The organism is Flavonifractor sp. An10 (assembly GCF_002161215.1).
Lineage (GTDB): Bacteria > Bacillota > Clostridia > Oscillospirales > Oscillospiraceae > Flavonifractor > Flavonifractor avistercoris.
Genome location: NZ_NFMB01000003.1, coordinates 466,774 through 490,347, shown reverse-complemented (window position 1 = coordinate 490,347; position 23,574 = coordinate 466,774). Strand labels below are relative to the sequence as shown.

The window sequence follows — 23,574 nt, the reverse complement described above, 5'->3', positions numbered from 1 at the left end:
GGGCGGGCCGGCTCAGCGGCCGGGGGGCAGGGAGTCGTCCTCCTCCACCCAGTCGGACACCTCCACCACCCGGTATTCCGTGGGGGTGTCCCGGATCACCACCCGCCGGATGCCCGCGTTGATGATGAGCCGCCGGCACATGGAGCAGGAGGTGGAGCCGGGGATCAGCGCCCCCGTCTCCGGGGCCACGCATACCATGTAGAGGGTGGCCCCCAGGGTGTCCCGCCGGGCGGCGGAGATGATGGCGTTGGCCTCGGCGTGGACGGAGCGGCACAGCTCATACCGCTCCCCGGAGGGGATGTTCAGGGCCTCCCGGGTGCAGTAGTTCAGATCCACGCAGTTGCGCCGCCCCCGGGGGGCGCCGTTGTAGCCGGTGGAGATGATCTCGTCGCTCTTCACCAGGATGGCGCCGTAGCACCGGCGCAGGCAGGTGGAGCGGCCGGCCACCGTCTCGGCGATGTTCAGATAGTAATTCTCCTTGTCAATGCGTCCCATAGACGGCCCTCCCGTGCTTTTTGGATCAGTATACCGGCTTTTTGCCCCGGCGGCAAGCCCAAACCTGCCCGCCGGTCACGGACAATTCACATATTGTTTACGATTGCTTCCTTGACGAAAAATCCCGCAGGCGCTATGATAGGTTCAGAAAAAATTAAGGTTTACCTGCAAAGGAGACGACCGTATTTCATGGTAATGAACTTCCTACGAAAACTGATGTACGGCCGGTATGGCAGCGATCAGCTCTCCCTCTTCCTGCTGGTGGTCTATGTCCTGCTCATCCTTCTGTCCGGCCTGCCCCACATGGGGTGGCTCTCCTGGCTGGCCCTGGTGGTGCTGGTGTGGGATCTGTTCCGCATGTTTTCCCGCCGCATCGACCGCCGCCGGGCGGAGAACGCCCGGTTCCTGGCCCTGGCCGGCCCGGTAGTCCGCTGGCTCCGCCTGCGGTACAACATCCACCGGGACAAGGAGCACCGCTATTTCAAGTGCCCCAACTGCGGGCAGTACCTGCGGGTGCCCCGGGGGAAGGGGAAGATCACCGTCACCTGCCGCAACTGCGGCGCCAGCTTTGAGGAGCGGAGCTGAACATCAGGATCCACAGGCCGGCGCACCCCGCCGGCCTGTTTTGCGCCCTTTACAGGGGGCGGAAAAGCTGATATGCTAGGGACAAATCAGGAAAGAGGGTGAGAGCCATGCGGCAGTGCATGGACGCGGACAACCTCCACCGGAGGCTGAGGAAGATTATCGGGCAGGTGCAGGCCATCGACCGCATGGTGGACGAGGACGTGCCCTGCGAGGATGTGCTGGCCCAGATCAACGCGGCCAAGTCCGCCCTCCACGGGTGCGGCAAGGTGGTGCTGGAGGGGCACATCAGGCATTGTGTCCGGGACGGCATCGAGCACGGCGACGCCGACCAGACCATTGAGAGCTTCACCAAGGCGGTGGAGCGGTTTGCCAACATGAGCTAAACCCTTCCAAACGCGGCGCAGCCGCGTTTGGAAGGGAGATGCAGCAGCCTGTCGAAAAGACTTTTTCGACAGGCTGACTCTGCGAGGCTTTTTGCGGCCCAATAGGCCGCATTTTTTTCTTGACAAATGATACCCTGGGGGGTATAAATATACCCGTAGGGGGTATGGGTATATGAAGCGTGACATTGCATTTCTCATTCTGGGCGGCGTCTCTCTGCTGTTCAGCTTTTTCGGGACTTTCCCCGTGGATCCGGCCTGGCTCGCCATCCTGCTGTGCGGCATCCCCATTTTGAAGGAGGCCGCCGTGGGCCTGTTCACCCGGTTTGACATCAAGGCCGACGTGCTGGTGTCCCTGGCCCTCATTGCCTCGGTGGCCATCGGGGAGATCTTTGCCGCCGGGGAGATCGCCTTCATCATGCAGCTGGGCTCCCTGCTGGAGGAGCTGACGGTGGCCAGGGCGAGGGCGGGCATTGAGAAGCTGGTGCACCTCACCCCCCGTACCGCCCGGCGGCTCACGCCGGAGGGGGAGGAGACCGTCCCCGCCGAGGCCGTGGCGGTGGGGGATGTGCTACGGGTGCTGCCCGGAGAGACCATTCCGGTGGACGGGGTGGTGCGCTCCGGCCAGACCGCCGTCAACCAGGCGGTTATGACCGGCGAGTCCCTGCCGGTGGACAAGGGCCCGGGGGACGAGGTGTTCAGCGGCACGGTGAACCAGTTCGGCGCCTTCGAGATGGAGGCGGCGAAGGTGGGGGAGGACAGCTCCATCCAGCGGATGATCCGCCTGGTGCAGTCCGCCGACGCGGGCAAGGCCAAAATTGTGGGCATCGCCGACCGCTGGGCCACATGGATTGTGGTCATCGCCCTCACCGCCGCCGCCCTGACCTGGCTGATCACCGGGCAGGTGATCCGGGCGGTAACCATCCTGGTGGTGTTCTGCCCCTGCGCCCTGGTGCTGGCCACCCCCACCGCCATCATGGCGGCCATCGGAAACGCCACCCGCCACAGCTTCCTGGTGCGGGAGGGGGACGCGCTGGAGCGGCTGGCCCAGGTGGGCAAGGCGGCCTTCGACAAGACGGGCACCCTGACCTGCGGCGTGCCGGAGGTGGCGGCGGTGCGCGCCCTGTCCCCCGAGGTGGACGAGGCTCAGGTGTACGCCTGGCTGGCCCGTGCGGAGCGCTCCTCCGAGCACCCCTTGGGCCGCGCGGTGGTGCGGTGCTGGCGGGAGAAGACCGGGGAGGAGCCCGCCCCGGCGGATTCCTTCCAGGCCCTGCCCGGCCGGGGGCTGAAAGCGGAGCTGGACGGCCGGAGCATCCTGGCGGGCAATCGGAAGCTGCTGGAGGAGGCGGGGGCGGCAATCCCTCCCGAAGCGGAGTCCCGGGCCGATGCGTTCCTCAGCCAGGGCTGCACCCTGATCTGGCTGGCGGCGGACGGGGCGCCGGTGGGCTTTGCCGCCCTGTCGGACACGGTGCGGGAAGAGGCCGGGGCCACGATCGCCGGCCTCCGGGCCGCCGGGGTGGAGCCGGTGCTCCTCACCGGCGACAACGAGCGGGCCGCCGCCCACATCGCCGGGGAGCTGTCCATCGGGGAGTACCGCTCCGGCTGCCTGCCCGAGGACAAGCTGAACTGGATCGACCAGGCCCAGAGGGCGGGCACCCAGGTGTGCATGGTGGGCGACGGCATCAACGACGCCCCCGCCCTGAAAAAGGCCTTCGTGGGCATCGCCATGGGGGGCGTGGGCAGCGACATCGCCGTGGACGCCGCCGACATCGCCCTGGTCAACGACGACATCAAAGAGCTGCCCCACCTGATCGCCCTCTCCCGCCGGATGATGTCCACCATCCGCCTCAACCTGACCTTCTCCATGGCCCTCAACTTCGCGGCCATCGTGCTGGCCATGACCGGCATTCTCAACCCCGTGGTGGGGGCCCTGGTGCATAACGCCGGCTCTGTGGCGGTGATCCTCAACTCCTCCCTGCTGCTGAAATGGCGGAAAAAGCAGTGAAGCCCCATCATCGCGGCGTGGCGCGTCAGCTGCCAGGCCCGTAGGGGCGGATATCATCCGCCCGTTTTTCCCGGAACCACCGATCCGTGGGGCGCGACGACTCGGCGCGCCATCCGCAGGGGCGACCTGTGGTCGCCCGTCTGGTGGAGCCCCCCGGGGGGCGCGCCTGCGCGGGCACGGGCCGCTTTTTTGGAGGTGGCTTCGCTGGATTTTTATCGGAAGCGCCCCCGGCGCCTCCGACTCGGCCGGGGCGCCGCTTTTGGTGTCAAAAGCGGCGGGAAAACCACCAGGGCCTGCGTTTTTTGAGGTGGCTTCGCGTGGATTTTTATCGAAGACGCCCCCGGCGCCTTCGACCCTGAACCCAGGAGCCCATGGCGGCGGTGGGCTGTACGGAAGGGCAAAAACCGACCGCGCATTGCCGCCCGTCCTATTGGCTGGCGCTTGCGGTAATTGGGGCCCCCGCCGAAGCCCAGCGAAGCGGGTTCGGTGGGGAGAGGAGGCCCAGCGGAGGGAATGAGCTTTCGGGCCTGCCCGGAAGCGAACGATCCGTAGCTTGGGCCGACGCCGCCGCGCCCCGGGCGGCACGCATCGGGATGACCCCGCAGGCCCTGGGAATCGGTGCGCTGTACCAACTTGGCCCGCCGGGCCGCCGTCGGTGCCACGCCTCTGAACTGCCGTTGTGCTTGTGGTAACGGGTGATAAAGAGACAGCCGCCGCCCCTTTCGGGGCGGCGGCTGTCTGTGCGGCTATTCGCAGGAGCCCTGGATGGCGCTCTCGGCCAGAGCAAAGTCGTCCTTGTGGACGTAGACGGTGTACTCAAAGGGCGCGGCCCCCGCGCCCAGGGTGATGGCCGACGTGACATTGCCGTAGCCTGTGCCGCCCACGGGATGGCTGTCCTGCTTGATGGTGAACTCCACCCCGGCCCCCTGAAGGGCGGCGCGGATCTGTCCGACCTCCTGGGCGTTGAAGGTACTCAGCAGCTTTCTGCGGTCAAGGGGGGGAATCATGTGCGGCGCTCCTTTCTGTTATCCGACGGTACCCTGAATGGCGCTTTCAGCCAGCTCAAAGTCGTCCTCATGGACATAGATAATGTATTCAACGGAGGGGGGCACCAGCTGCAGGCCGATGCCGAAAAAGGAACCGTTCTGGCGGTCCTGCTGGATGACAAACTCCACCCCGGCCCCCTGAAGGGCGGCGCGGATCTGCCCGATCTCCTGGGCGTTGAAGGTGCTGCAAAGCCTGCGGCGGGCAGAGAAGGGGATGCTGGACATAACGGCACACTCCTTTCAGCAGAAAAGGCCTTGTTTCCGACAGCCGCCCGCAGGGCGGCCCCCAACCGCGAGCCCAGCGCAGCGGGTCGCGGTTGGAAGCGAAGAACCGCCCGGCCTGGCCTGGCCTTGTTTGAAAACTTTCGATATGCCCAGACGACGGGTCTTTCGTCCGCTGGACGGCGCGATTCTTCCTTGAAATCCGTCAGGATTCCTGCGAAAAAATTGCTTGCCAGCGGCCCAAAATCCCTCGCCGCTGGACACATCGCCAATTTCCAAACAAGGCCCAGAGGTTTCGCCGCCCCGGCGGAACCTCGTGCCAAAAGGGCGGTTCTGAGCTGGCGGGGGCGGGTGCGAATCGAACACACCAGGACGGGAGCACCGTCCCCGTCGGTTTTGAAGACCGGGGGGCCCACCAGCGGCCCTTCCGCCCCCATGTTCTGACTCCATCTTATCAGGTTTGGCCGGATTGTCAAGTGAACCGGCGGGCGTCCCCCTCCCGGCGGGTGACGCCGGTGCTGTCCCACAGCTCCAGCAGGAGCAGGGTATCCCCCCGGGAGAGGCCCAGGATGTCCCGGGCCTGGGCCAGGCGGAAGGGGTGTTCCCCGAAGGAATCCCGCAGGGCGCGCTCCGCCGCTGCCGCCGCCGCCCGGTGGACATAGCGGCCGGGGGCGAGCTCCGCCAGCTCCCCCCGCTCCCGCAGGCGGCGTAGGGCCCGGCGGGCCTCCTTGATCCGCCCGGCGAAGCGGGGCTCCACCCGCTCCCAGGCCGGGGCGGCCAGGCCGAGCTGCCGGTAGAGCGCCGCCAGCTCCCGCTCCGCCTCCTCCGAAGGGCGGGGACTACCGAGCGGGGAGCGGGGGAGGGCTCCGGCGGCGGGGCCTCCCCGGGCCAGGGCCTCCAGCCGGGCGGCCCGCTCGGCTCATGCGGCCCTTTTTCGGCGGGGTCAGATCCACCAGCATCCCGCCCCCTATTGTGGCCAGAGGGGAGAAGAAGCGCACCACAAATTTGTCGCCGGGGGCGGCGGCCAGGGGCTGGGCGAAGCGGAGCTGGGCCCAGCCGGTCTCCCCGGGGCGCAGCACGTCCCGCCCCAGCAGCACGCAGCGGCAGGTGAGGCTGCGGGCGCCGTGGTGGAAGTGGAGCTGGCTGTCGCTGCGGATGGAGAAGGGGGCGCTGGGCAGCACCCGCAGGGACACGTCCGCCCGGTCGGTGACAACGAGGGAGCCGGGGGCGGCCAGGGTGTCCCCCCGGCACACCTCCCGCAGGCGCACCCCCGCCAGGTTCACCGCCGCCCGGGTTCCGGCGGGCAGCTCCTCCGCCGGGACGCCGTGGCACTGGAGGCCCCGCACCCGGGCGGTGCGCTCCGAGGGGTAGAGCCGTACGGCGTCCCCCCGGCGGAGGGGCCCGCCGGTGAGGGTGCCGGTGACCACCGTGCCGCTGCCCGCCACGGGAAAGACCCGGTCGATGTGCAGGCGGGGCGCCCCGGCCGGCGGCGGGGGAACCTGGGCCAGCATGTGAGCCAGGGCTGCGCGCAGCCCGTCCAGCCCCGCTCCGGTGACGGCGGACACGGGGAGCATGGGCGCCCCCTCCAGAAAGGTACCCTTCACCAGGGCCTCCGTCCGCGATCTGGTCTCCGCCAGCCTGGCCTGGTCGGCCAGATCCGCCCGGGTCAGGGCCACCACCCCCCGCTCCGCCCCCAGCAGGGAGAGGATGTCCAGGTGCTCCGCCGTCTGGGGCATGGGCCCCTCGTCGGCGGCCACGGTGAAGAGCACCCCGTCCATATTGGAACAGCCGGAGAGCATGGTGGGGATGAACTGTCCGTGGCCGGGCACATCCACCACCGACGCCCGCCCCACCCCCGGCAGCTCCAGGGGGGCGAAGCCCAGCTCGATGGTGAGGCCCCGGCGGCGCTCCTCCGCCAGCCGGTCGGTATCCACCCCCGTCAGCGCTTTCACCAGGGCGGTCTTGCCGTGATCCACGTGGCCCGCGGTGCAGACAATCACAGCGTATCCCCCCTCCACGCCCGCAGGGCGGCGGCGATCTCCCCCCCGTCGCCGGGCAGGAGGGTGCGCACGTCCAGCAGCAGCTTGCCCCGGTGGATGCGGCCCAGGATGGGCACCGGCCGCCGGCGGAAGAAGTCGTCCAGCACCTCCGCCGGAGACAGGGCCACCGCCCAGGCGGGGAGGGCCTCGCCGGGGTTGGCGCCGCCCCCCGCCTCCCCCGCCGTCTCCACCACGTCGCAGGGGCACAGGGGGTTGAGGGCCTCCCGCAGGGCCTCCGCCCGGGCCCGCAGCTCCGCCGGCTCGGCGGAGAGCATGGCGGATACCGGCACCGCCGCCCCGTCCCGCCAGTCCAGCAGGGTGGCCTCCAGGGCGGCCAGGGACAGCTTGTCGATGCGCAGGGCCCGGGCCAGGGGGTCGGAGCGCAGCCGGTCAATCAGGGGCGCCCTCCCCAGCAGGATGCCCGCCTGGGGCCCGCCCAGCAGCTTGTCCCCCGAGAAGCAGACCGCGTCGGCCCACGCCACCGCCTCCTCCAGCTCCGGCGAGCCGGGGGCGGCGGCGCCCAGGTCGCAGAGCAGGGGGACGCCGTGGGCGCGGGCCAGCGCCCCCAGCTCGGGCAGGGAGGCGGACTGGGTGAAGCCCACCACCCGGAAGTTGCTGGGGTGGACTTTCAGCAGAAGCCGGGCCGCCCCGGACTCCAGGGCGGCGGAGTAATCGGCGGGCCGGGTCTTGTTGGTGGTGCCCACCTCCACCAGCCGGGCGCCACTGCGCGCCAGGATGTCAGGCACCCGGAAGCCGCCGCCGATTTCCACCAGCTCCCCCCGGGAGATGGCCACCCCCTGCCCCGCCGCCAGGGCGGAGAGCAGGAGGAACACGGCGGCGGCGTTGTTGTTGACCGCCAGGGCCCCCTCCGCGCCGGTGAGGGAACACAGCAGCCCCTCCGCCGCCTCCCCCCGGCGGCCCCGGCGGCGGTTTGGCAGGTCGTATTCCAGGTTAGAATACCCCCGGGCGGCCTGGCCCACCGCCTCCGCCGCCCTCCGGCTCAGGGGGGCGCGGCCCAGGTTGGTGTGGAGCACGATGCCGGTGGCGTTGATCACCCGCCCCAGGGCGGGGCGGGACAGCCGCTCCGCCAGGCGGAGGACGGCGCCCTCCAGCTCCTCCGGGCCGGGGACGGAGGCAAGGGCCCCCTCCCGCAGGGCCCGGCGGCAGTCGTCCAGCACCTGGCGGGCGGCCTGCCGCTTGACGGGGTAGGGCAGGGGGTGCTCCGCCAGGGCGGGGCGGGCGAGAAGCAGATCCATTTTGGGCAGCCGGCGCAGCAGTTCCGGGTTCATGGGGACACCTCCGGGTGGAATGATTGCCCACATTATATCACATGGGAAAACGATTTGGTATAAACTTTGCGGTTTTCAGAAAAACCCTTGCTTTTTCCCATAAGACAAGGAATAATGGGCATTGACAGGCCTGCTGCCAAACAGGTATGATGTGGATGCTTAACAATATGGACAAACCAGAGCCTTACTAGGGAGGAGAACGACAGTGAGAGGCGTAGAAACCCGTATTCAGGAGATTCGCCACCGGGTCTTCCGCGAGGTGGCCCGCATGGCCTACCACACCGAGTGGCCGGTGGACAAGCGCATCGAGGCGCTCCCCTACAAGATCATTCCCGGCGAGGTGGGCAACTTCCGCAACGACGTGTTTTTGGAGCGGGCCATCGTGGGCGAGCGGCTGCGCCTGGCCATGGGCCTGCCCTGCCGCAGCGCGGCGGAGCACGCCCCCCTCTCCGACAATATTGAGGCCGCCGACCGGCCGGAGACCTACTACACCCCGCCGCTGATCAACGTGATCAAGTTCGCCTGCAACGGCTGCGCGGAGAAGAAGGTGCTGGTCACCGAGGGCTGCCAGGGCTGCCTGGCCCACCCCTGCGAGGAGGTGTGCCCCAAGGACGCCATCAAGCTGGATCGGTACAACGGCCGCTCCCACATCGACCAGGACAAGTGCATCCAGTGCGGCCGGTGCGCCGACGTATGCTCCTACAAGGCCATCATCATCCAGGAGCGGCCCTGCGCCGTGGCCTGCGGCGTGGACGCCATCGGCACCGACGCCAACGGCAAGGCGGATATCGACCCGGAGAAGTGCGTCTCCTGCGGCATGTGCCTGGTGAACTGCCCCTTCGGCGCCATCGCCGACAAGTCCCAGATCTTCCAGGTCATCCGGGCCATCCAGTCCGGCGAGCGGGTGTACGCCGCCGTGGCCCCCGCCTTCGTGGGCCAGTTCGGCCCCAAGGTCACCCCCGGCAAGCTCCGCGCCGCCATGAAGGCCCTGGGCTTCGCCGATATCTTTGAGGTGGCCATCGGCGCCGACCTGTGCGCCACCCAGGAGGCGGAGGACTTCGTCCGGGAGGTGCCGGAGGAGATTCCCTTCATGGGCACCTCCTGCTGCCCGGCCTGGTCGGTCATGGCCAAGAAGACCTTCCCCGACCACGCCAACTGCATCTCCATGGCCCTCACCCCCATGACCCTCACCGCCCGGCTCATCAAGCACGACCACCCCAACGGCAAGATCGTGTTCATCGGCCCCTGCGCCGCCAAGAAGCTCGAGGCCATGCGCAAGAGCGTGCGCAGCGAGGTGGACTTCGTCCTCACCTTTGAGGAGATGGCCGGCATCTTCGACGCCAAGCACATTGAGCTGGAGTCCCTGCCGGAGGATCCCGACGGCGTCAACGACGCCTCCACCGACGGGCGCAACTTCGCCGTGTCCGGCGGCGTGGCCAAGGCGGTGGTGGACGTGATCCAGCAGCGCTATCCCGACCGGGAGGTCAAGGTGGCCAAGGCCGAGGGCCTGCGGGAGTGCCGCCAGATGATCTCCGACGCGGTGAAGGGCAAGTACCCCGGCTATCTGCTGGAGGGCATGGCGTGCCCCGGCGGCTGCGTGGCCGGCGCCGGCACCATGCAGCCCATCAAGAAGTCCCAGGCCATGGTGGGCATCTACGCCAAGCAGGCCAAGCACAAAACCTCCAGCGAGACCGAGCACATCAAGGAGCTGGACAAGCTGGTGGATTAATCAAACAAGAGGCCGACAGCACAGCTGTCGGCCTCTTTGCTTGAAACGTAATTACAGGGTCAAAGCCCGGTGGAGGATGACGGCCATCTCGGCCCGGGTGAGGGTGCCGGTGGGGTTGAGGTTGCCGGCCTGGTCGCCCTTGATGACGCCGGCCTGGGCCATGGCGGCCATGGCGGGACGGGCGTCGGTGGCCACGCTGGCCCCGTCGGGGAAGCGGGTCAGGTAGCTGTCATAGGCGCTGGGGATGGTGCGGTTGGCCTTCTGCATGGCCCGGTAGAGGAACACCATGGAGTCCTGCCGGGTCACCGGATCGCCGGGGCGGAAGTTGCCGTTGGCGTCGGCGGTGGCGATGCCCAGGGCTCTGGCCACGGCCAGGGCGTCGGCATAGTAGGCGTCCGCCTTCACGTCGCTGAAGTTGCCGGAGGCGGCGCCGTCGGCGGTGAAGCCGAAGGTGCGCACCAGCATGAGGATGTAGTCGCCGCGGGTCAGGGTGCCGGCGGGGGAGTAGGTGGTGCCGGTACCGGTACCGGTGGTGATGCCGTAGGCGGCCAGGAACTCCACGCCGGGCACGGCCCAGCCGTAGCTGCCCATGTCGTTGAAGCGGGTGGTGGTGCTGGGCGGGGTGACCATGATCTGGATGTTGCCGTTGTAGGTGATGCCGGCGGCATCGGTGCCCACATAGGGGATCACCACGCTGCCGGTGTACTCCGCCTTGGGCAGGAAGGTGATGCCGTCCAGGCGGTAGATGCCGTTGACATCATAGGTGACGGAGGAGATCACCTCGCCCCGGTACTTGGTGGGGCTGGTGAAGCTGTAATAGAGCTGACCGCCGGTAAGGCTGGGGTTGGGGAAGGTGACGGACACCAGGGAGGAGCCGCCCCGGGCCGCGCAGGCCGCGGAGAAGTCGCTGGCCCGGAAGTCCACGCCCAGGCCGTTGGAGGTGTAGGTGATCACGGAGGGGGAACTCAGGGTCACGTAGGTGATCTCCACCTCGCCGCTGACGGTCTTGTTGTTGGTGGTGTAGCCCCGGAAGGGGATACGGGTGGTGGTGCCGGCGGCGCTGCCGGGGACAAAGGTCACGTCATCCAGGCTGGGGGAGGAGGAGCGGTAGTAGCGGGCGTCGTCCACCTCGTCCTCGCTGCCGCCGCCGTAGTCGAAGTACAGATAGCCGCCCCGGCCGGAGGTGTAGTCAAACACCACATAGTTCAGGTTATAGCCGGTCTCGTCCACCACGGCGTCGTTGAAGTCGTCCGCGTCAAAGGTGATGGGGTTGCCGGTGGCGCCCTGGAGCTTTACCACCACCTCGGCATCGCCGCTGACGCCCACGTTGATCACAAGGTCACCCTCGATGGTCTCGTCATCGTCATTAAGGATGGTGAAGGGGATGGTGACAACACCTTCATAGTTGCGGGCAGAGACGAAGGTCAGGTCGTCGATCTCGCCATAGCGGAAGGTGTCGCTGGTGCTCACCTCGTCCTCGTCGCCGTAGTAGTCGTAATAGAGGACGCCCTTGCTGGAGCTGGGAAGCTCGTCAAAGCAGATCTTATAGAGGTCGTAGTCCGTCTCGTCCAGGGAGTAGTCGTTGAAGTCGTCCGCGTCAAAGTCGCACTCGTCATCGGAGTCCATGTAGTAGGTTACATCGCCGGTTTTAGCGGAAACTGAACTCTTGCCGTCGCCGACTTCAATGGTCACTTCGCCCGTGCGGTTTTTGCCGCTGGTTGTCTTCACGTCAAACCCGATGGTGAAAGTTCCTTCGTCATCCGGAACAAAGGTCAGATCATCGATTTCATCCCAGTCAAAATCGTCGTCCTCTTCAACCTCATACTCACCGGAACGGTCATACTTGTAGTAGAGGGTACCATACCGGGTATTGGGCAGATCGGTAATCCAGAGTTTGGATATCTCAGCATCTAAGTAATCCTCGATGTCCCGATAATCAAAATCAAAGACATCATCCAGATCAATCTCGTAGGTCAGATCATCGGAGGAGGAAGAGGAGCGATTCCCATTTACATCAATCTCTAGGGTACCCCAAAATTCTTCGCCACTTCTGCGTCCGGCCCTACCGTCAAAATCAATACTGATAACATCATCACAATCTTCGTCAGCCTCGAAGACAAGATAATAAAAATCCTCCCAGTATATAGTTTCGCCGTCTACCACTTCGATCTTTTCGTTGTCGCTATCTAAATAATATAATTCACCATCTCGAGAAGACGGCAAATCAGAGAAATAGATGGAATACATAGTCTCTCCATCTTCTGTCATATCTTTACAATAGCTATTAAAGTCATTCGCGTTAATTTTTATTGTTTTGCCAGCATCCACCTCATAACCATCAAGAGTATGGCTCGCCGCCACCGCGCCGGGCAGCAGGGTGGTGAGCAGGGCCAGGCTCAGGCCCGCGGACAGCAGATGGGTGAGCCTCTTGTGCGTGCGTTTCATGTTCAACTCTCTCCTTCCAAAAGCATGGTTGGGACGTTGTTCAGATTTTCTTGCGCTTCTGTTTTGTTTTTGTTAAGACCTTTTTTATCTCCTGGTAAGGTCTTGTTTCATTATCCCTCTTTTTGGACGAAATGTCCATAGAAAGGATCCCCCTATTTGTGAAAATTTTCTTAATCTTTTTCTGCCCCTCCTCGCCGGGGACGGCGACGAAGCTTTACCCGGTCTTTACACGGCCGTGATAGCGCCGCCGGGCCGCCGGGTCTATACTGGAAGCACAACAACCGGATACCGCCTTCCACGGAAAGGAGAATGGCCATGCTTCCCTGCCAGAACCAATGTGCCTCGTACCACGAGGGCTGCCACAAGACCTGCGCCTACTGGAGCGCCTTTCAGGAGCACCAGAAGGCCCAGCGGCAGGCCAAGAAGGCCTATCTGAAATACTACGGGCAGCTGTGCGCCGACACCCTGCGCCAGCTCACCGCCATGCAGGTGCGCTATCAGCCCCGATAAAAAACGTCCCCGCCGGAAACCCGGCGGGGACGCGCTGTTTACTTGTGCTTCTTGCCCGTGTAGATGCACATGAGCATGCAGAACACGGAAGCCCAGGCCCAGAACTTATGATGCTTCATGCTCTCTCCTTTCCGGCCCCTTCGCTGTCTGCCCGGCGGGCAGATAGGGCCGCATGCTGGCTGCGCTGATGGCCATGGTGGAGGCGTTGTGGAGCAGCGCCGTGGTGGTGGGCGGCAGCACGCCGCAGATCCCCAGGGCCAGCAGGCTGGTGTTGATGGACAGGATGGCGCGGTAGTTGCGGCCGATGCGCCGGAGCATCCGCTGGGACAGGCGGCGCAGGGCGGCCAGCTCCCGCAGATCGGAGGAGAGCAGGGTGATATCCGCCACCTCCCGGGCCAGGTCGGAGGCGTCCTTCATGGCCACGGACACGTCGGCGGCGGCCAGGGCGGGGGAGTCGTTGACCCCGTCCCCCACCATGATGAGCCTGTGGCCCCCGGCCTTGTAGCCCTCCACCAGGGCGGCCTTGTCCGCCGGCAGCACCTGGGCCCGGAACTCGTCGATGCCCAGTTTCTCGCAGACGGCCCGGGCGGCGGTCTCCTGGTCGCCGGTGAGCATGACCACCCGGCGGACGCCCAGCGCCCGCAGGGCGGCGATGGCCTGGGCGGCCTCCGGCCGGGGCGGGTCGCTGAGGAAGAGCGCGCCGGCCAGCTTCCCGCCGATGGCCAGATAGAGCACCGACCGGCCGTTGGCCCCGGCGGCGATGCGCGCCTCCTGCTCGGGGGTGCAGGCGACGCCCTCGTCCTCAAAGATGAAGTGGCGGCTGCCGATGAGGGCCCGCTCCCCCTCCAGGGTGGTGGCCACGCCGTGGGCCACCACATACTCCACCTCGGCGTGGCGCTCCTCGTGGTTCAGGCCCTTCTCCTCGGCGGCCCGGGTCACCGCCCGGGCCATGCTGTGGGGGAAATGCTCCTCGATACAGGCGGCGCAGCGGAGCAACTCGTCCTCCCCCCGGCCGGTGAAGTCGATTACCCCCTCCACCTGGGGGCAGGCGGCGGTGAGGGTGCCCGTCTTGTCAAAGACGATGGTGTCCGCCTCGGCAAAGGCCTCCAGATGCTTGCCGCCCTTGACCATGATCCGGTGGGCGGAGGCCTCCCGCATGGCGGAGATGATGGCGATGGGGGTGGACAGCTTGATGGCACAGGAGTAGTCCACCATCAGCACCGACAGGGCCCGGGTGAGGCTGCGGGTAAACAGGCCCACCAGCAGGGCCCCGGCGAAGCTGAAGGGCACGATGGCGTCGGCCAGTCGCTCGGCCTTGCTCTGGGCCCCGGCCTTCAGGGCCTCGGAGCTTTCGATGAGGCCCACGATCTGCTGGATGCGGCTCTCCCCGGCCAGGGCGGTGATCCGGATGATCAGGCTGCCCTCCTCCAGCACGGTGCCGGCGTAGACGGTGGAGCCCGCCCGCTTGTGGACGGGGAGGGACTCGCCGGTCATGGACGCCTCGTTGACCATGGCGTCGCCGTCCGTCACCGTGCCGTCCACCGGGATCAGGGAGCCGGCGCGCACCCGGATGCGCTCCCCCGCGGACAGCGTCCCCATGGGCACCGACTCCTCGGCGCCGTCGCCGTTTACCCGCCACACCGTGTCCACGTGGATGGCAAGGCTCTGGCGCAGGGAGGTCTGGGTGCGCTTGCGGGTGTAGTCCTCCAGCAGGCCGGACAGCCTGAGCAGGAACATCACCGAGCCGGCGGTGGCCCACTCCCGCTGGACGATGGCCCCGGCGATGGAGGCCGCGTCCAGCACGGCCACGTCCAGCCGGCCCTCCCGCAGGCTGTTCAGGCCCTCCCGCCAGTAGCCCGCCGCGCTCCAGAGGGTGACCAGGCAGCGGATGGGGGCGGGCAGGAACCACCTCTTCAGAAAGTGCCGGGCCGTCAGGCCGGCGATGCGGCGGAAGAAGTGGTCGTCCACCTCCCGCAGCTGGTCGGCGTCCCGGGCGGCGCCCACGGGGAGGGCGTCCCGCCGCAGGCCGTCCAGCACCGCCAGGGCGGCGGCCCGGCCGTCCCCCCGGTAGAGCACCAGTACGCTGCCGTTGACGGGGCAGGTCTCCGCCCCGGTGATCCCCGGACAGCCCAAAAGCAGGGCGGCGATGCCGTAGCCCTGCTCCTGGGTGAACGCGTCGGGGCCGAAGCGCACCCGCAGGCGGCCCGGCTGGTCATACGCGATGCGATACTTCATGGGATTACGCCTCGCCCTCCCGGGCGGCCTTCTGCTTGGCCTCGGCGCACAGATCCTGGGCGTCCTCCTTCATGTTCTGGAGGGCGGCCCTGGCCTCCTGCTGGAGCTGCATGCCCCTGGCGATGCCGTTGACGCACAGCTGACGGGTTTTGGGGGACTTGGCCACCTGGGCGCCCACCAGGGCGGCGGCCACGCCGCCGGCGAAGCAGAGGAATCTGGGACTCTGATACCATTTCATGAGGGGACAACTTCCTTTCGTGTTCGTTCTGTCAGAGAGATCGGTTCAAAGATATGGCGGGGCAGCTCGGACACCGCCGCGCAGGCGGCCTTCCACGCATCCTCGTAGGACACGTCCATCCGGTTGCACAGGGTCTCGGCCAGCTTGTCGGTCTGCCCGGCCAGCAGCCTGGCCCACCGGCAGCCGTCGTCGGTCAGGTGAACCTTGCCGTACCGCTCCTTGGCCACCAGGCACTTGCCGCAGAGGATGGACATCATGCTGGTGACAGAGGCCCGGGACACCGCCAGGGACTCCGCGATGTCCTTGGAGGACACCTCCAGCCGGGCCTGGGACAGGTGGTAGATGGTGAGCAGGTAGCGCACGTTGGTGTTGGTCAGCTCCATAGCATCCAGCTCCTTTCCGCGCCTCAGGTCTGCCCGGAGGGCTTGGATTTCTTCGCCGGCTGAGGGTGGCACATGCCGGCACAGGCGCAGCCTCCGCAGCTGTCCCCGCAGGAGCAGGCGTGCTTCCCGCGGCGGCGGTTCCAGATGCCCTTGCCCACGATGGCGGCAAAGACCGCCGCAATCAGCAGGCCGGCAAGAATGGTGGGAAGGTTCATAGGGGTCTCCTTTCCAAATGTGGGGGCGGGCGGGGCGCACGCCCCGCCCGCAGATGGGTTTACTTGTTGGCGGCGGCCACGGAGAGGGTCAGGGTGTTCTCGTCGTACTTGTTCTTGCGGAACAGCATGTAGAGCAGGCCCGCGATGAGCACCACGGCCACCACGGTGCCCACGCCGAAGGACACCTCACCGGTGATGAGGCCGCCGATCTGGTAGACGATCAGGGAGATGATGTAGGCGAAGCCGCACATGTAGCCGATGGCGCCCAGGGTCCACTTCCAGTTGTTCATCTCCCGCTTGATGGCGCCCATGGCGGCGAAGCAGGGGGCGCACAGCAGGTTGAAGATCATGAAGGAGTAGGCGGAGATAGCGGTGAAGTCCGCGGCCACCAGGCCCCAGATCTCGTCGCCGTTCTCACTGAGCTCCCCGACGTAGTTGTAGAGCACGCCGAAGGTTGCCACCACGTTCTCCTTGGCGATGAGGCCGGTGAACACGGCCACGGTGGGCTTCCAGGTGCCGAAGCCCAGGGGCACGAAGATGAAGGAGATGGCGGAGCCGATGGCGGCCAGCACGGAGTTGTTCATGTCCTCCACCATGCCGAAGGCGCCGTTCTCCCAGCCGAAGCCCTGGAGGAACCACAGGATGATGGAGGAGGCCAGGATCACTGTGCCGGCCCGCTTGATGAAGGACCAGCCCCGCTCCCAGGTGGCCCGCAGCACGTTGCCGGCGGAGGGGATGTGGTAGGCGGGCAGCTCCATGACGAAGGGGGCCGGGTCGCCGGCGAAAGCCTTGGTCTTCTTGAGCATCACGCCGGAGATGACGATGGCGGCCACGCCGATGAAGTAGGCGGACACGGCCACAAAGCCGCTGCCGCCGAACAGGGCGCCGGCGATCAGGCCGATGATGGGCATCTTGGCGCCGCAGGGGATGAAGCAGGTGGTCATGACGGTCATGCGGCGGTCCCGCTCACTCTCAATGGTGCGGGAGGCCATGACGCCGGGCACGCCGCAGCCGGTGCCCACCAGCATGGGGATAAAGCTCTTGCCGGACAGGCCGAACTTGCGGAAGATGCGATCCATGATGAAGGCGATGCGGGCCATGTAGCCGATGTCCTCCAGGATGGCCAGCATCAGGAAGAGCACCAGCATCTGGGGCACAAAGCCCAGCACCGCGCCCACGCCGGCCAGGGCGCCGTCGCAGATCAGGCCGATGAGCACGTCGTTGACGCCCCAGCCCTCCAGGGCGGCCCGGGGAATCTCCACCAGCCAGGCGGTGCCCAGTACGTCGTTGGTCCAGTCGGTGAGGAAGGTACCGAAGGGGCCCATGGCGATCCAGTACACGGCGAACATGACCACGGCGAAGATGGGCAGGGCCAGGATCCGGTTGGTCACCACCCGGTCGATCTTGTCGGAGGTGGTCATGCTGTGGGCCGCGGCCTTCTTGTGAACCGCCTTGGTGACCACGGTATTGATGTAGGCGTACCGCTGGTTGGTGATGATGCTCTCGGCGTCGTCGTCCAGCTCCTTCTCGCAGTCGGCAATGTGCTGCTCCAGGTGGGCCTTCAGCTCGCCGGTCAGGTTCAGCTGGGCCATCACCTTGTCGTCCCGCTCAAACACTTTGATAGCATACCACCGCAGGTAGCGGTCGTCCACCAGGCCGGCGATGGACTCCTCAATGTGGGCGATGGCGTGCTCCACGCTGCCGGTGAACACGTGGGGCAGCTCCCCGGCCTGGTGGGTGCGGGCCAGGGCCACGGCCTTCTCGGCCGCCTCCAGGCCGCCCTCGCCCTTCAGGGCGCTCATGCTCACCACAGTGCAGCCCAGGGCGTCGCCCAGCTTGTTCAGGTCGATCTGGTCGCCGTTTTTGCGCACCAGGTCGATCATGTTCACCGCCACCACCACGGGCAGGCCCAGCTCGATGAGCTGGGTGGTTAAGTACAGGTTGCGCTCGATGTTGGTGCCGTCCACGATGTTGAGGATGGCGTCCGGCTTGTCGTTGACCAGATAGTTCCGGGCCACCACCTCCTCCAGGGTGTAGGGGGACAGCGAATAGATGCCGGGCAGATCCTGGATCACCACGTCCTTGTGGCCCTTCAGCCTGCCCTCCTTTTTCTCTACCGTGACGCCGGGCCAGTTGCCCACGTACTGGTTGGAGCCGGTCAGGGCGTTGAACAGCGTCGTCTTGCCGCAGTTCGGGTTGCCCGCCAGCGCGATTTTCAGCTCCATATCTCTCAATCCCTTCCTTTCTCAAAAAGTTAGATACAACTAATTCTTGGGCGCACCAGACCGCATCTGCGCCGTGTCTGCCGGACTCTCTGTAGGGGCGCACTGTGTGCGCCCATAGCCGGAGCGGCAGCGCAGCATGGCCGGGGCCACCGGCGGGGGCAAGCCCCCGCCCTACGCGATCTCGATCATCTCCGCGTCGGCCTTGCGTACGCTCAGCTCGTAGCCGCGCACGTTCAGCTCCATGGGGTCGCCCAGCGGCGCCACCTTGCGCACATGCAGCGCCACGCCCTTGGTGATGCCCATGTCCATGATGCGGCGCTTGACCGCGCCCTCCCCGTGAAGGCGCACCACCGTCACGGTATCGCCCACCTTTGCGTCCCGCAGTGTCTTCATCTTCTCTTCCTCCCATCAAAACATGATTCGGTTGGCCATGGCCCTGTCCAGCGCGATGCGGCTGTCCTTCACCTGGAGGATCAGGTTGCCGCCCAGCTCGCTGACCACCGTGACCTCCCCGTCCACGACGAAGCCCAGCTCGGCCAGGTGCTGGCGCACCTCATCTTTGCCGGTGATCTTTCGGATGGTCACCGTCTCGCCCTGCTTCGCCATTGTCAGAGGCATCATTCGGGTCTCCTCCCTTTTTTATGTGGTTAGATCGATCTAACCGCAGGGGCTGAAATCGGTGGTTAGCAGATACTAACCACCTGGAACAAGGTAAGTTTACACTCGCTAACTTCAAATGTCAAGCCCTGGAGCGATAAATTTTTCCATTCCGGCAAAAATTCCCGGCACGGGATTTCCCGTGCCGGGAATTTTTGTGCAAAGCTACAGGGCGGCCAACTGTGCCGCCACAGCGGCCAGCAGCGCCACCACCGCGGCGGAGGCCAGCAGATCCGCCGTCAGCGCCAGAGAGGGCCGGCGGCGGCCCCTGGGGCGGGGCGGGCGCTCCGCCGGGACGGGAGCTTCTTCCGGTGGCGCCGGGCGGGCATCCGGCCGGCCGGGGGTGCGGTAGTCGTCCAGGCTGATCACCTTACCCGACGGCCGGGGGACGGCCCGGGGACGGGGAGCCACGGCATAGCAGACCGTCTCCCCGCCGCTGGCCTTCCGGCCGGCGGCGCCGAGAAAGGTCAGGCGCTTGGCGTTCAGCGTGCAGTAAATGGTCTCCATGGGGTTCCCTCCGATCCTGAGCTGTTTGATAAGGTGATCCTACCGCCGGTTCTGTCCCATAGACCGGACTGGGGCGGGCTCCCCGCCGGTGTTTCATGGGATAGAACTGATGTTCGATTCGAGTATACAACATTTGTTCGAGTTTGACAAGCCCCATTTTGTCCGGGGCAGACCGCCCAAAGGGACTCCGGCCGGAAATTTTACCTCCGGGGGTTTGCCAAGCGGCGGGAAATAGAGTATACTTGATTTCAATCACCCTGCGGAGAGTGGATCACCGGGAAGGAGCGCGCCAATGAGAGAGCTGGAACTGCTGATGCCCACCCTGTTCGGGCTGGAGGGCCTGTGCGCCGACGAGCTGCGGCGGCTGGGCATGGAGGGAGTGCGGGCGGAGAACGGCCGGGTGCGCTGCAAGGCCTCCCCCGGAGACATCCCCCGGGTGAACCTGAACCTGCGCACCGGCGAGCGGGTGCTGCTGGTGGTGGGGGAGTATGAGGCCAGGGACTTCGACGCCCTGTTCGAGGGTGCCCGTGCCCTGCCCTGGGAGGACTTTATCCCCCGGGACGGGGCGTTCCCCATCAAGGGGCACAGCCTCAGCTCCCAGCTCCACGCGGTGCCCGCCTGCCAGGCCGTGCTGAAAAAGGCGGTGGCCGCCCGGCTGGGGGAGAAATACGGCCTGGCGCAGCTGCCGGAGAACGGGGCCCTCTATCAGCTCCAGTTCTCCATCATGAAGGATCACGTCACCCTCATGGTGGACACCACCGGCCCCGGCCTGCACAAGCGGGGCTACCGGGCGGTGGGGGTGGCCGCCCCCCTGCGGGAGACCCTGGCCGCCGCCATGGTGCTCCTCTCCCGCTACCGGGGGAGGGATCCCTTCTGCGATCCCTTCTGCGGTTCGGGCACCATCCCCATCGAGGCGGCGCTGATCGCCAAAAACCGGGCGCCGGGGCTCAACCGCAGCTTTTCCGCCCAGCGGTGGCAGTGGCTGGACAGCACCCTGTGGCTCCGGGCCGCCGACGAGGCCATGGACGGGGAGTACCACGGCAGCTACGACATCTGGGGCGGGGACATCGACCCCAGGGCCATGGACATCGCCCGCTCCAACGCCGAGAAGGCGGAGGTGGAGGACGTGGTGCGCTTTGACGTGGCGGACGCCGCCCGCTTCCGCCGGGACGAGCCCTACGGCCGCATTGTCACCAACCCGCCCTATGGGGAGCGGCTGCTGGAGAAAAAGGAGGCGGAGGGCCTCTACCGGGCCTTCGGCGCCGCGGCGGGGGCCCTGCCCCCCGGCTGGCGGGTGAGCGTGCTCTCCTCCCACACGGAGTTCGAGCGCACCTTCGGCCGCCCGGCGGACAAGAAGCGCAAGCTGTACAACGGCATGCTCAAGTGTGAGCTGTTCCAATACGACAGACGGGAAAGGGGAGGACAGGCATGAGACGGAGGAGAGGAGCCCGCGCCGCGGCGGTGCTGCTGGCCCTGGCGCTGGGCGCGGGGCCGCTGCTTCTGCCCGCCGCGGCCGCTGTACCGGCGGGGGCCACGGTGTGGGGATACAGCGAGGGACTGGCCCAGTGCGAGCTGGACGGCAAGTGGGGCTTTGTGGACGCCGGCCGGAACGTGGTCATCCCCCTCCGGTACGACAGCGTGGTGTCCTTCCAGCTGGGCATCGCGGCGGTGAACCTGAACGGAAAGCTGGGGGTGATCCGCCAGGACGGGAAGTACCTGATCCAGCCGGAGTACGACACCCTCATGCCCATCGACTGCGGCCTCTACCTGGCCCAGAAGGGGGCGGGCTGGGGCGTGGTGAGCATTCTCCCCCTCTCCGACGGGAAGGGCGGGAGCACCAATGTGCTCTACGACCTGGTGTATGCCAGCGTCCGGGTGGACGAGCAGGGGGGCACCAATGTGCTCACCCTGACGGACACGGAGGGCGCCGTCACCAAGATCCCCGTCTACGACCTGCCCTCCATCCTGGCCCAGCGGGGCGCCGCCTCCGCCCAGTTCCCCCTGACCCGGGGGAAGCTGCCCGCCTTCTCCGACGTGTCCCCCCGGGACTGGCACGCCCTGTGGGTGGACATCGCCTATAATGTGGGCCTGGTCTCCGGCGTGGGGGGCGGCCGCTTCGCCCCCGGGCAGACCCTCACCGTGGCGGAGGCCATCCAGCTGGCCGCCACGGTGGAGAGCCGCTACCGGGGGGACTCCTTCCATGAGGAGACCGCCTCCGGCGCCAAGTGGTACACGCCGGCGGTGGACTACTGCCTGGCCAACGGCATCCTGAAGGCGGAGACCGCGGCCCGGACAGACTACAACCGGCCCATCACCCGGCGGGAGGCGGCGGAACTCTTTGCCGCCACCTCCCTGGCCAAATCCCTGCCCGAGCTCAACGACCGGAACCGGGTGCGCACCTCCGTCCCGGACGTGCACCCCGGCGAGCGGGGGGCGGAGGCGGTCTACGCCCTGTACGCCAAGGGCATCCTGTCCGGGGTGGACGGGGGCATGACCTTCAGCCCCGGCGGCACCTTTACCCGGGCGGAGGCGGCGGCCATCGTGTCCCGCATGGCCCGGGCGGAGCAGCGCATCGTCCTCTGGGGCCGCTGAGCCGGACGGGGAACAGACAGAGAGAAGATACTGCGATAGGCCCTCTTGAAGCTGCAAAAAGTTCAGCAGCCCGCAGGAAAGATCTTTCCGGCGGGCTGAGAAGGGAGGAAGGCGCGTGCGCCACCTGTTTCTGCTCAACCCCCGGGCGGGAAAATATGACCGCACCCAGGAGGTGCGGGAGAAGATCCGCTTCGCCCTGGCGGGGCGGGAGGAGCCCTGGGAGGCGGCGGTGACGCAGTACCCCGGCCATGCCGCAGAGCTGGCCCGCGCCGCGGCGGAGACGGGGGAGGCCGTGCGCATCTACGCCTGCGGCGGGGACGGCACCCTCAACGAGTGCGCCGTGGGGGCGGCCGGCTTTGCCAATGCCGCCGTCACACACTACCCCATGGGCTCGGGCAACGACTTTCTGCGCATGTTCGGCCCGGATACCCCCCGGTTCTACGACCTGAAGGAGCTGCTGGACGCCCCCCAGGCCCCCATGGATCTCATCGACTGCAACGGGCACCTGGCCCTCAACGTGTGCTCCGTGGGCTTTGACGCCCGCATCGGCCTGGGAGCCGGGGACTTCAAGGGCCTGCCTCTGGTGTCCGGCACCATGGCCTACCAGCTCTCAGCGGTGCGGGCCATCCTCCAGGGCATCCACCGGCCCTACCGGGTGTCCATCGACGGGGAGGAGCTGCCGGGCAGTGAGTTCACCCTCATGTGCGCCTGCAACGGCCGCTACTACGGCGGAGGCTTCAATCCCAGCCGCACCGCCATGCCCGACGACGGCCTGCTGGATTTCGTGGTGATCCCCGCCGTGTCCCGCCTCACCGTGGTCTCCCTCATCGGCAAGTACGCCAAGGGGGGCGCGGGGGACATCGAGGGGGTTGTCGTCCGCCGGGGGCGGGAGATGCACGTGGTGTGCGACCGTGTGAGCCGCATCAACCTGGACGGGGAAGAGGTGCTGGATTCTGAGCTCTCCGTCACCGTGTCTGCTAAAAAAGTGAACTTTTTTTATCCGGCCGGTACCCACTGGGATCCGGCACAGAGGAGTAAAACTTAAAAATCAAAGAAAAACGGAGAAAAAAGAAGCGCGAAGTGGAAAATGAGCGATAAATCGAGTTGGACTCCGCGCAGAATGGAAATTTAACAGAAAATTCAAAAATTAGGGCTTGCAGAAATCTGCCGGTGAGGGTATTATTATAAGCGGATTAGCACTCCGGAGAAATGAGTGCTAACCCGCTGAAAGCGTTTATAACAATTTGCAGAATATAAGGAGGAACCCATTATGAAACTCAAGCCCCTTGCTGACCGTGTGGTCATTAAGCTGGTGGAGGCAGAGGAGAAGACCAAGAGCGGCATCATCCTGACCGGCTCCGCCAAGGAGAAGCCCGAGGTGGCCGAGGTCATCGAGGTGGGCCCCGGCGGCATGGTGGACGGCAAGGAAGTCACCATGACCGTGAAGAAGGGCGACAAGGTCATCACCAGCAAGTACTCCGGCACCGAGGTCAAGATCGACGGCGAGGAGTACACCATCGTGCGGCAGAACGACATCCTGGCGATTGTCGAATAAGTCTAGGGGGGATTGCATCCCCCCTAGATACAAAACCGCCGCGCCGCCTGTGGCGGCACAGCGGTTTTGATACCCCCCTCGCCTTTCCACCGGAAAGGCGGCCCTGGCCGCCGCGGCCAGGGGTTAAGGTGTCCTGCGCAGGCGCATGTCCTGCTCCGGACGGATTTCCATTTTGTTCGCCGCCAAGCGGCGAAGCGGGGGCACGGCCCCTGCACCCCATGA

General features: G+C 66.4%; 24 protein-coding genes and 1 tRNA gene. 9 read left to right on the top strand and 16 right to left on the bottom strand.

The genetic code is table 11. From position 1 onward, the window contains the following. Nucleotides 1–12: 12 nt before the first annotated feature. Nucleotides 13–495, bottom strand: coding sequence for a deaminase (locus tag B5E42_RS07560; protein ID WP_087238243.1), 483 nt, complete (start codon nucleotides 493–495; stop codon nucleotides 13–15). A 189-nt stretch (nucleotides 496–684) separates the two neighbouring features. On the opposite strand from B5E42_RS07560, the gene B5E42_RS07555 reads away from it, so the two are divergent. The 3 genes from B5E42_RS07555 to B5E42_RS07545 all read left to right on the top strand — a co-directional run bounded on the left by B5E42_RS07555 (nucleotide 685) and on the right by B5E42_RS07545 (nucleotide 3,465). Further along, on the top strand, nucleotides 685–1,080 hold the full coding sequence (locus tag B5E42_RS07555; protein WP_087238240.1) for a hypothetical protein: 396 nt from the start codon (nucleotides 685–687) through the stop codon (nucleotides 1,078–1,080). A 107-nt stretch (nucleotides 1,081–1,187) separates the two neighbouring features. Continuing rightward, nucleotides 1,188–1,463 carry a metal-sensing transcriptional repressor gene (locus B5E42_RS07550; protein WP_087238238.1) on the top strand — a complete coding sequence of 92 codons (276 nt, stop codon included), beginning with the start codon at nucleotides 1,188–1,190 and terminating at the stop codon, nucleotides 1,461–1,463. A gap of 172 nt (nucleotides 1,464–1,635) precedes the next feature. Further along, a complete protein-coding gene (locus B5E42_RS07545; protein WP_087238236.1) occupies nucleotides 1,636–3,465 on the top strand; it encodes a cation-translocating P-type ATPase in 1,830 nt (609 codons plus the stop codon). A 746-nt stretch (nucleotides 3,466–4,211) separates the two neighbouring features. Here the strand turns inward: B5E42_RS07545 and B5E42_RS07540 are convergent. From B5E42_RS07540 to selA, 6 genes are all read right to left on the bottom strand, one after another. After that, the gene (locus B5E42_RS07540; RefSeq protein WP_087238234.1) at nucleotides 4,212–4,472 is read right to left on the bottom strand and encodes a DUF2007 domain-containing protein; all 261 of its coding nucleotides are present in this window, start codon (nucleotides 4,470–4,472) and stop codon (nucleotides 4,212–4,214) included. Between the two features lie 18 nt (nucleotides 4,473–4,490). Then, nucleotides 4,491–4,736, bottom strand: a complete 246-nt coding sequence (locus B5E42_RS07535; protein WP_087238232.1) for a DUF2007 domain-containing protein — start codon at nucleotides 4,734–4,736, stop codon at nucleotides 4,491–4,493. A 336-nt stretch (nucleotides 4,737–5,072) separates the two neighbouring features. Further along, nucleotides 5,073–5,168, bottom strand: a tRNA-Sec gene (locus tag B5E42_RS07530). A gap of 37 nt (nucleotides 5,169–5,205) precedes the next feature. After that, nucleotides 5,206–5,490 (bottom strand): SelB C-terminal domain-containing protein, encoded by a 285-nt coding sequence (locus tag B5E42_RS07525; RefSeq protein WP_162613931.1) that lies wholly within the window; start codon nucleotides 5,488–5,490, stop codon nucleotides 5,206–5,208. A gap of 82 nt (nucleotides 5,491–5,572) precedes the next feature. After that, complete coding sequence (gene selB, locus B5E42_RS07520; RefSeq protein ID WP_162613930.1) at nucleotides 5,573–6,733, bottom strand: selenocysteine-specific translation elongation factor; 1,161 nt, start codon at nucleotides 6,731–6,733, stop codon at nucleotides 5,573–5,575. Then, nucleotides 6,730–8,061: an L-seryl-tRNA(Sec) selenium transferase gene (gene selA, locus B5E42_RS07515; RefSeq protein ID WP_087238226.1), complete on the bottom strand. Its 1,332-nt coding sequence runs from the start codon at nucleotides 8,059–8,061 to the stop codon at nucleotides 6,730–6,732. The genes selB and selA overlap by 4 nt, the downstream gene beginning before the upstream one ends. 205 nt (nucleotides 8,062–8,266) lie before the next feature. Here selA and B5E42_RS07510 point away from each other — a divergent pair, with 205 nt between their 5' ends. Next, entirely contained in the window at nucleotides 8,267–9,790 is a 1,524-nt protein-coding gene (locus B5E42_RS07510; protein WP_087238224.1) for a 4Fe-4S dicluster domain-containing protein, read from the top strand. 51 nt (nucleotides 9,791–9,841) lie between these two features. Here B5E42_RS07510 and B5E42_RS19845 read toward each other — a convergent pair whose 3' ends face one another. After that, nucleotides 9,842–12,235: an S-layer homology domain-containing protein gene (locus B5E42_RS19845; RefSeq protein WP_087238222.1), complete on the bottom strand. Its 2,394-nt coding sequence runs from the start codon at nucleotides 12,233–12,235 to the stop codon at nucleotides 9,842–9,844. A 315-nt stretch (nucleotides 12,236–12,550) separates the two neighbouring features. Here B5E42_RS19845 and B5E42_RS07500 point away from each other — a divergent pair, with 315 nt between their 5' ends. Further along, nucleotides 12,551–12,745, top strand: coding sequence for a hypothetical protein (locus tag B5E42_RS07500; RefSeq protein ID WP_087238220.1), 195 nt, complete (start codon nucleotides 12,551–12,553; stop codon nucleotides 12,743–12,745). A gap of 105 nt (nucleotides 12,746–12,850) precedes the next feature. On the opposite strand, the gene B5E42_RS07495 is transcribed toward B5E42_RS07500, so the two are convergent. The 8 genes from B5E42_RS07495 to B5E42_RS07460 all read right to left on the bottom strand — a co-directional run bounded on the left by B5E42_RS07495 (nucleotide 12,851) and on the right by B5E42_RS07460 (nucleotide 19,205). Then, the gene (locus B5E42_RS07495; protein ID WP_087238218.1) at nucleotides 12,851–14,980 is read right to left on the bottom strand and encodes a heavy metal translocating P-type ATPase; all 2,130 of its coding nucleotides are present in this window, start codon (nucleotides 14,978–14,980) and stop codon (nucleotides 12,851–12,853) included. Nucleotides 14,981–14,984: 4 nt separating this feature from the next. Further along, nucleotides 14,985–15,218, bottom strand: coding sequence for a DUF1490 domain-containing protein (locus B5E42_RS07490; protein ID WP_087238214.1), 234 nt, complete (start codon nucleotides 15,216–15,218; stop codon nucleotides 14,985–14,987). Next, entirely contained in the window at nucleotides 15,215–15,601 is a 387-nt protein-coding gene (locus B5E42_RS07485; RefSeq protein ID WP_087238212.1) for a DNA-binding protein, read from the bottom strand. Before B5E42_RS07485 ends, B5E42_RS07490 begins: the two co-directional genes overlap by 4 nt. Before the next feature lie 23 nt (nucleotides 15,602–15,624). Then, on the bottom strand, nucleotides 15,625–15,816 hold the full coding sequence (locus B5E42_RS07480) for a FeoB-associated Cys-rich membrane protein (protein ID WP_087238210.1): 192 nt from the start codon (nucleotides 15,814–15,816) through the stop codon (nucleotides 15,625–15,627). 59 nt (nucleotides 15,817–15,875) lie between these two features. Next, nucleotides 15,876–18,041, bottom strand: a complete 2,166-nt coding sequence (gene feoB / locus B5E42_RS07475) for a ferrous iron transport protein B (protein ID WP_087238208.1) — start codon at nucleotides 18,039–18,041, stop codon at nucleotides 15,876–15,878. Nucleotides 18,042–18,212: 171 nt separating this feature from the next. Continuing rightward, nucleotides 18,213–18,434, bottom strand: coding sequence for a FeoA family protein (locus B5E42_RS07470; protein ID WP_087238205.1), 222 nt, complete (start codon nucleotides 18,432–18,434; stop codon nucleotides 18,213–18,215). Nucleotides 18,435–18,449: 15 nt separating this feature from the next. After that, the gene (locus B5E42_RS07465) at nucleotides 18,450–18,662 is read right to left on the bottom strand and encodes a FeoA family protein (RefSeq protein WP_087238203.1); all 213 of its coding nucleotides are present in this window, start codon (nucleotides 18,660–18,662) and stop codon (nucleotides 18,450–18,452) included. Between the two features lie 201 nt (nucleotides 18,663–18,863). Further along, entirely contained in the window at nucleotides 18,864–19,205 is a 342-nt protein-coding gene (locus B5E42_RS07460) for a hypothetical protein (RefSeq protein WP_087238201.1), read from the bottom strand. A 292-nt stretch (nucleotides 19,206–19,497) separates the two neighbouring features. On the opposite strand from B5E42_RS07460, the gene B5E42_RS07455 reads away from it, so the two are divergent. The 4 genes from B5E42_RS07455 (at nucleotide 19,498) to B5E42_RS07440 (ending at nucleotide 23,352) form a co-directional block, all read left to right on the top strand. Continuing rightward, nucleotides 19,498–20,637: a class I SAM-dependent RNA methyltransferase gene (locus B5E42_RS07455; RefSeq protein ID WP_087238199.1), complete on the top strand. Its 1,140-nt coding sequence runs from the start codon at nucleotides 19,498–19,500 to the stop codon at nucleotides 20,635–20,637. Then, the gene (locus B5E42_RS07450; RefSeq protein WP_087238197.1) at nucleotides 20,634–21,797 is read left to right on the top strand and encodes a WG repeat-containing protein; all 1,164 of its coding nucleotides are present in this window, start codon (nucleotides 20,634–20,636) and stop codon (nucleotides 21,795–21,797) included. The genes B5E42_RS07455 and B5E42_RS07450 overlap by 4 nt, the downstream gene beginning before the upstream one ends. A gap of 115 nt (nucleotides 21,798–21,912) precedes the next feature. After that, nucleotides 21,913–22,842: a diacylglycerol kinase family protein gene (locus B5E42_RS07445; RefSeq protein ID WP_087238194.1), complete on the top strand. Its 930-nt coding sequence runs from the start codon at nucleotides 21,913–21,915 to the stop codon at nucleotides 22,840–22,842. 225 nt (nucleotides 22,843–23,067) lie between these two features. Beyond that, on the top strand, nucleotides 23,068–23,352 hold the full coding sequence (locus tag B5E42_RS07440; RefSeq protein ID WP_087238192.1) for a co-chaperone GroES: 285 nt from the start codon (nucleotides 23,068–23,070) through the stop codon (nucleotides 23,350–23,352). The last annotated feature ends 222 nt before the right edge of the window (nucleotides 23,353–23,574 follow it).

What these genes read in the sequence shown, in the direction of transcription:
- feoB (WP_087238208.1), bottom strand. Translation starts at nt 18,041, where the DNA reads ATGGAGCTGAAAATCGCGCTGGCGGGCAACCCGAACTGCGGCAAGACG.
- B5E42_RS07485 (WP_087238212.1), bottom strand. Translation starts at nt 15,601, where the DNA reads ATGGAGCTGACCAACACCAACGTGCGCTACCTGCTCACCATCTACCAC.
- B5E42_RS07535 (WP_087238232.1), bottom strand. Translation starts at nt 4,736, where the DNA reads ATGTCCAGCATCCCCTTCTCTGCCCGCCGCAGGCTTTGCAGCACCTTC.
- B5E42_RS07450 (WP_087238197.1), top strand. Translation starts at nt 20,634, where the DNA reads ATGAGACGGAGGAGAGGAGCCCGCGCCGCGGCGGTGCTGCTGGCCCTG.
- B5E42_RS07550 (WP_087238238.1), top strand. Translation starts at nt 1,188, where the DNA reads ATGCGGCAGTGCATGGACGCGGACAACCTCCACCGGAGGCTGAGGAAG.
- B5E42_RS07555 (WP_087238240.1), top strand. Translation starts at nt 685, where the DNA reads ATGGTAATGAACTTCCTACGAAAACTGATGTACGGCCGGTATGGCAGC.
- B5E42_RS07455 (WP_087238199.1), top strand. Translation starts at nt 19,498, where the DNA reads ATGAGAGAGCTGGAACTGCTGATGCCCACCCTGTTCGGGCTGGAGGGC.
- B5E42_RS07460 (WP_087238201.1), bottom strand. Translation starts at nt 19,205, where the DNA reads ATGGAGACCATTTACTGCACGCTGAACGCCAAGCGCCTGACCTTTCTC.
- B5E42_RS07560 (WP_087238243.1), bottom strand. Translation starts at nt 495, where the DNA reads ATGGGACGCATTGACAAGGAGAATTACTATCTGAACATCGCCGAGACG.
- B5E42_RS07540 (WP_087238234.1), bottom strand. Translation starts at nt 4,472, where the DNA reads ATGATTCCCCCCCTTGACCGCAGAAAGCTGCTGAGTACCTTCAACGCC.
- B5E42_RS07480 (WP_087238210.1), bottom strand. Translation starts at nt 15,816, where the DNA reads ATGAACCTTCCCACCATTCTTGCCGGCCTGCTGATTGCGGCGGTCTTT.
- B5E42_RS07470 (WP_087238205.1), bottom strand. Translation starts at nt 18,434, where the DNA reads ATGAAGACACTGCGGGACGCAAAGGTGGGCGATACCGTGACGGTGGTG.
- B5E42_RS07545 (WP_087238236.1), top strand. Translation starts at nt 1,636, where the DNA reads ATGAAGCGTGACATTGCATTTCTCATTCTGGGCGGCGTCTCTCTGCTG.
- B5E42_RS07440 (WP_087238192.1), top strand. Translation starts at nt 23,068, where the DNA reads ATGAAACTCAAGCCCCTTGCTGACCGTGTGGTCATTAAGCTGGTGGAG.
- selA (WP_087238226.1), bottom strand. Translation starts at nt 8,061, where the DNA reads ATGAACCCGGAACTGCTGCGCCGGCTGCCCAAAATGGATCTGCTTCTC.
- B5E42_RS07465 (WP_087238203.1), bottom strand. Translation starts at nt 18,662, where the DNA reads ATGATGCCTCTGACAATGGCGAAGCAGGGCGAGACGGTGACCATCCGA.
- B5E42_RS07490 (WP_087238214.1), bottom strand. Translation starts at nt 15,218, where the DNA reads ATGAAATGGTATCAGAGTCCCAGATTCCTCTGCTTCGCCGGCGGCGTG.
- B5E42_RS07495 (WP_087238218.1), bottom strand. Translation starts at nt 14,980, where the DNA reads ATGAAGTATCGCATCGCGTATGACCAGCCGGGCCGCCTGCGGGTGCGC.
- B5E42_RS07500 (WP_087238220.1), top strand. Translation starts at nt 12,551, where the DNA reads ATGCTTCCCTGCCAGAACCAATGTGCCTCGTACCACGAGGGCTGCCAC.
- B5E42_RS19845 (WP_087238222.1), bottom strand. Translation starts at nt 12,235, where the DNA reads ATGAAACGCACGCACAAGAGGCTCACCCATCTGCTGTCCGCGGGCCTG.